Consider the following 5,412-nt stretch of genomic DNA (forward strand, 5'->3'; position numbering starts at 1 on the left):
ATGACATCTTCAATCGTATTGGGTAATCGCTTTTCAAAGAGTCGTTTGTCATCGTTATCAATGACTACAATAAAATTATTGCTTGAATGCAGGTCGATTCCAGCGTAAGTTTTCATAAGACACCTCCTAAATCCTATTGAGATTTAAGTCTCTTGCCCTTGGTTTCATAGTGCTACTATGAATAGGGAGGTGTCAATTTTTTACAAGACTCGGTGAGGTAGTCCTTTATATGATTATCAGACCCCTTTTACCTCACATTTTAACTCAGAGTTCCTTCCACTCATGCTCACGCAATCTCATTTTGCTCTCTGAAAGTTCTCTCTCAAGGGCTTCTGCCTGAATCACTAGCTGCTCCAATTCATCAAAACAAATGAATTTATTCTCATTCTTACTTGAAACAATACCTTCTGCGTACCCCCCTTCTTGGAAAATATTAAGAACAAGAGGGTTATGAGCAATAATATTACGTTTTTCTGCAAGTTTTTTAACTCTATTTAGATTAGATATGAATATTTCTATTCTCTCTTTAGGCGCATCCTGCTCTTTTGCCAAGTCAATGACTAAGTTAACCCTTTGGGCAAACTGCATGTTCTTTACACTACGGTAGACTGAATCCTTAAGCCAATCTTTTAGGCACTCATAGGTAATACTTTCCATCACACCGAAAGCAATGAATACGCGCCCTACGAGAGTTGCCCATTTATGATCAAAATCAATGATTCGAGCCATTGATACCATTTTTTGCCCTCCTTCATGAAGGAAAAAACATCACATTCTTTAAAAAACGATCCTTTCCCATACCCCACCCCTCCGTCCCTGACAAGCCCCCGCGTCCGTTTTCCGTAGCTTTCCCCCATTTCCCCCCATCCGCAACAGTGTCTTGACATTCCATTCCGGCCTGGGTACTGTTTTCATGCTGCGGCAAAAAACCGCAGTCGGGATTAGCCTCCCGGAAAACAAATGGGTTTTGCGCCCTCCACCATCAAAGAAATGCAGGCGCATTTTTTGCGCCCTCGCTCACCCTTATGGCGGAGCTGTGCGGGGCTTCTTCGGAAGCGCCGGTTTCCCTTTTGTCCGGTAAGGCTAACCCGCCCAGTTCCGCCACCACTGTTTTAGCCTTCAGTGCGGCGGATTCCAACATTCCTACAAGAGGAGACCCGCCATGACTCAGCACCTGTCCACCATTGATTTCACCTTTCAGAATTACACCGTAAGAACCCTTTCCGATGAAAACGGCAATATCTGGTTTGTCGGAAAAGATGTTTGCGAAGCCCTGGGCCTTTCATGGGTGGGCAACAAAACCCTTGCCAGTATTCCGGAGAACTGGAGGGGGGTCGGGAGTTTCCCCACCCCCCTCCAGAACCAGCACGGGGTGTACGGCGAGCAGGATCAGGAGTTCGTCACCATCAACGAACCCGCCCTGTACAAGCTGGCCTTCCGATCCAACAAACCCGCCGCCGAAGATTTCACCAACTGGGTGGCCTCGGAAGTGCTTCCCGCCATCCGCAGGACAGGCCGTTTCTCGGTATCGGGTCCGGCCCTTGGCACGGAAGCCCCGGACAGGGAAGATCAGATCCGCCTTGCCCGCAAGCTCGTGACTCAGGTGAACGCCATCCTCCGGGATCTCCCCACCCTTGGCCGCCTGTATCAGGATATGGGCGTTTCCGTGAACGATGTCCTCCGCACCCTCTGCGTCCTCAGCCCGGATATCCACCACGAAGCCTATCTCCAGTCCCTCCGGGATCATGATGCCGCAACCCGGCCCCGGAACTGATCCATAAACAAAGCCCCTGCATCCTGTTAGGTGCGGGGGCGTTTTGCGTCATCCAACGGAAACAATTCATCAGTTAGAAGACAAAACTATTGACAGGGGAGATAAAAAATGAATGAATCAACATTAAAAGTAAACAAACATCGTGCAGCCCAATATTTTCATGGCTCAGACCCTGTTTTTACAGGGCCAAATAAAGAGTCTCGTTTCCAAATACCAAGGGAAAGATATGACTGATGCTGCTGGAGATTTAATCCTTGATTCTCTTAAGACAGGAATCCCTTCTCTCACAGAAACCAAGGCAAACCTTTTGAAGGAAGCCTGTATCTGGTGTCTTACCCAGTGTGGACACGGCAATGGGGTTTCAATGGAATGCAGTCTATGGACTGAAATTTTCCATCACCCCATAAAATGGCTGCAAGGAGTGGATATTGAGGGTATGCTAAGGGCGTATAATGCTGATGATGCAGTGGAGTGTGGAGCAGAAGCATTATCCTTGCTTTTAATCAGAGAAAAGACAGATTTTACAGCTATCACCCGTGCGGCAAAGCCTTCCGGGATTGATTACTGGCTTGGATACAAAAACAATGCTGCCAATTCCTTGTTTACAAAGCAGGACGCAAGGCTTGAAATTTCAGGGATTTTAAAAGAATCCGTCACCAACCGCACTGGCCGTCGGATCAAAATGAAGCTGAGCCAGACTAAAGCTTCGGACAAAAGCGGCATTTTTCCCGTTTTTGTATCCGTCATCGAATTTGGTCAACCAAGAGCTGAACTGGTAAGGAAAGATGGATCGGATTGAGTCTTTACATACAGAGGCAATGGATCTTGCAGAAGAGGCTTTTCTTGCTCAAAGAGCACGGAATGAAGAAAAAGCTTTACTTTTATTTCTGAAAGCACTGGCTCTTGAAGAAAAGGCTGCGAATCTTTTGCCCTTAAACGAAGAGGCTGAACCGACGCGTTCAATCTTATACAGAAGTGCAGCTTCCCTTGCCTATAATGCCAGAGACTATGAGCAGGCAGAACGACTGGTTGCCCGAGGGCTTGCAGGTTATCCTCCTGAAGAGATTCGGGAAGAGTTGAAAAATCTTTATGAAGACATCAATTTTCAAAGACATTTAAAGTCAAAAGGCACGATTCTTGATCGCAAGCAATGGATGCTGACCATTGCGGGCGATGCCGTAAAATATGGCGGAACATCTGCCGATCTTTTGATGACAAGGGTGGATCGCATTTCTTCCATGTTTTACCGGACAGTGGAGAGAATGCTGAAAATCCCCTACCGGACTGGAGGTGGAGTCAGCAAAAAAATCAAAGATGATTACGGTCTTTTTATCAATGCCCTTTCTCCAAGAAGCTTTGCCGTTTCGTTTCAATTGGGTATGCCTGAACCACAAATGGATCTTCCGCTTGCTGTTCAGCCTGTAGAAAAATCTGTGGATGCTGATGAGGTCATTGATGAAATGATGGATTGCCTTGCCTTATTTGAGGCGGACGATTCCGAAACCCTGAAAGCTCAGATTGGTGACGAAAGTTACTTCGAAAATTTTGTGGGACTTGCCAAAGAAATTGCTCCGGATGGTAAAAATGTCAATCTCGTGGGCTTCACAACAGTCAGAAATGGTGTAGATACGCCTGTCGCCTTGCGTAAAAAGCGGAAAAACAGAAAAATAGCTCCAAAAGAGAGACCTGAAGCTGAAGAACAGGAGGGTTTTTTTCAACTTTCGGGAAGACTTGTGCGTGCCTACAGTCCTGACCATGAAAAATATGGGACGGTTTCTCTGCTGCAAAAGGAGACAGGAGAAAAGATTAAGATCTATGTTCCCTTATCCATTATGAAAGATGTGGTTCAACCGTATTATGAAGAATTCGTTACTATTCAAGGATACATGGAAAAGAAAAAAAGATACTATGAGGAAATTGCTCTGGCTGATGAAGAGTGACCTGCGGATGGATTCCGCAACCCAACCCCGGCACTGATCCATAAACAAAGCCCCTGCATCCTTTTCGGTGCGGGGGCTTTGTCTTGTCTGGGAGCCGGGCAGAAAATTTTGTTGCTCATATTCTTTAAAAAATGAGAGACAAGCTTCTTTGTTTTGCATAGATTAGAAACAAAGGGCCTTGTTTCTCATATTCTCGCAAATATGAGCAACAAGCGTCCTTGTGCGGAAGGGATGGGAAGCAAAGGCCTGTCCGTCATTTTCAAAAAATCCCCTGAGGAGCAGACGATGTCCCTGAATCTGGATCAGGCGGTTCATTATCATTACGATGCCTTTCCACCGGAGCGCCTTGATACGGGGCGTTTTCTGGAAGAGCTTCTGGATGCCACCGCCGCCATGGCCCGCTACGATCAGATGCTGAAGACCATGCACAACAGCGAAATTCTTCTTGCTCCCCTGCGGAGCCAGGAAGCGGTGCTTTCTTCCCGCATCGAAGGCACCATCAGCACCATGGATGAGGTGCTGATGTATGAGGCGGAGTCCGACGGCTCGGACAGAAACACTTCTGAAACCCGGTCCGATGTCATTGAAACCGCCCTGTATCAGCGGGCTTTACGCGGGGCGCAGCAGGCCATGGAAGACGGGTATCCCCTGTCCCAGTCGCTCATCCGGGGAGTTCACCAGACCCTGCTTTCCTTTGGAAGGGGAGCGGCCAAATCTCCCGGAGAGTTCAAGAAAGAACAGAACTATCTGGCAGACAAGATGAGCCGCAACATCCTCTTTGTTCCCATCAGCCCGGAACGTCTGCCGGAGGGCATGGACAGGCTCTTTGCCTATATCGGAGAAAGCAGGCAGCCCGCCCTCATCAAAACCGCCCTGGCCCATGTGGAGTTTGAAGCCCTGCACCCCTTCAAGGATGGTAACGGGCGAATCGGCAGGATGCTCATTACCCTGATGCTCTGGTCTTCGGGGATCATATCCGCACCGCATTTTTACATCAGCGGTTATTTTGAGGAAAACCGGGATACCTACATTGACGCCATGCGCCGGGTTTCGGAAAAGGGAGACTGGGAGGACTGGTGCCGGTTTTTCATGAAGGCGCTGGCGGTGCAGGCGGGAAGAAATCTCGATACCGCAGACCAGATCCGCTCCCTTTACGATGAAATGAAACGGGTTTTTGCGGAAGTGCTTTCGTCAAAGTGGTCCATTGAGGCGCTGGATTTTGTTTTCACCTTCCCGGTTTTCACGGTCAGCAGATTCAAAGAAAAAAGCGGCGTTCCCGCTGCAAGCTCCGCCCGGTTCACCACCTTGCTGCTGGAAAAGGATCTGATCCGTAAAGTGAAGGAGGCAAGCGGAAGGAAACCCGCTGTCTATGCCTTTGAACCTCTGATGCGGCTGGTGCGGGTGTAGGAAGGGGTTTTTCTGATGCCCGAAAGCCCGGCCTTGATCCATCATAAAAGGGGTCTGATAATCATATAAAGGACTACCTCACCGAGTCTTGTAAAAAATTGACACCCCCCTATTCATAGTAGCACTATGAAACCAAGGGCAAGAGACTTAAATCTCAATAGGATTTAGGAGGTGTCTTATGAAAACTTACGCTGGAATCGACCTGCATTCAAGCAATAATTTTATTGTAGTCATTGATAACGATGACAAACGACTCTTTGAAAAGCGATTACCCAATACGATTGAAGATGT

At 47.8% G+C, this 5,412-nt stretch carries 7 protein-coding genes; 5 read left to right on the forward strand and 2 right to left on the reverse strand.

Translation table 11 applies throughout. The features are described from left to right. Nucleotides 1-264: 264 nt before the first annotated feature. Nucleotides 265-738 (reverse strand): hypothetical protein, encoded by a 474-nt coding sequence (locus FIM25_RS16635; RefSeq protein WP_139450976.1) that lies wholly within the window; start codon nt 736-738, stop codon nt 265-267. A 244-nt stretch (nt 739-982) separates the two neighbouring features. Next, entirely contained in the window at nt 983-1,174 is a 192-nt protein-coding gene (locus FIM25_RS17240; protein ID WP_179953480.1) for a hypothetical protein, read from the reverse strand. On the opposite strand from FIM25_RS17240, the gene FIM25_RS16640 reads away from it, so the two are divergent. From FIM25_RS16640 to FIM25_RS16655, 5 genes are all read left to right on the forward strand, one after another. Beyond that, nucleotides 1,163-1,774 (forward strand): BRO-N domain-containing protein, encoded by a 612-nt coding sequence (locus FIM25_RS16640; protein ID WP_139450977.1) that lies wholly within the window; start codon nt 1,163-1,165, stop codon nt 1,772-1,774. The two genes, FIM25_RS17240 and FIM25_RS16640, sit on opposite strands and share 12 nt — an antisense overlap. A 108-nt stretch (nt 1,775-1,882) precedes the next feature. Continuing rightward, nucleotides 1,883-2,008, forward strand: coding sequence for a hypothetical protein (locus FIM25_RS17750; protein WP_281279348.1), 126 nt, complete (start codon nt 1,883-1,885; stop codon nt 2,006-2,008). Further along, complete coding sequence (locus FIM25_RS16645) at nt 2,001-2,573, forward strand: hypothetical protein (protein WP_179953481.1); 573 nt, start codon at nt 2,001-2,003, stop codon at nt 2,571-2,573. The genes FIM25_RS17750 and FIM25_RS16645 overlap by 8 nt, the downstream gene beginning before the upstream one ends. Then, nucleotides 2,560-3,714, forward strand: coding sequence for a hypothetical protein (locus FIM25_RS16650; protein WP_179953482.1), 1,155 nt, complete (start codon nt 2,560-2,562; stop codon nt 3,712-3,714). Before FIM25_RS16645 ends, FIM25_RS16650 begins: the two co-directional genes overlap by 14 nt. 285 nt (nt 3,715-3,999) lie before the next feature. Next, nucleotides 4,000-5,121 (forward strand): Fic family protein, encoded by a 1,122-nt coding sequence (locus FIM25_RS16655; RefSeq protein WP_139450980.1) that lies wholly within the window; start codon nt 4,000-4,002, stop codon nt 5,119-5,121. Nucleotides 5,122-5,412 lie beyond the last annotated feature (291 nt).

This window comes from Desulfobotulus mexicanus, from assembly GCF_006175995.1.
Taxonomy (GTDB): Bacteria; Desulfobacterota; Desulfobacteria; order Desulfobacterales; family ASO4-4; genus Desulfobotulus; species Desulfobotulus mexicanus.

What these genes read in the sequence shown, in the direction of transcription:
- FIM25_RS16635 (WP_139450976.1), bottom strand. Translation starts at nt 738, where the DNA reads ATGGTATCAATGGCTCGAATCATTGATTTTGATCATAAATGGGCAACT.
- FIM25_RS16640 (WP_139450977.1), top strand. Translation starts at nt 1,163, where the DNA reads ATGACTCAGCACCTGTCCACCATTGATTTCACCTTTCAGAATTACACC.
- FIM25_RS17750 (WP_281279348.1), top strand. Translation starts at nt 1,883, where the DNA reads ATGAATGAATCAACATTAAAAGTAAACAAACATCGTGCAGCCCAATAT.
- FIM25_RS16645 (WP_179953481.1), top strand. Translation starts at nt 2,001, where the DNA reads ATGACTGATGCTGCTGGAGATTTAATCCTTGATTCTCTTAAGACAGGA.
- FIM25_RS16650 (WP_179953482.1), top strand. Translation starts at nt 2,560, where the DNA reads ATGGATCGGATTGAGTCTTTACATACAGAGGCAATGGATCTTGCAGAA.
- FIM25_RS16655 (WP_139450980.1), top strand. Translation starts at nt 4,000, where the DNA reads ATGTCCCTGAATCTGGATCAGGCGGTTCATTATCATTACGATGCCTTT.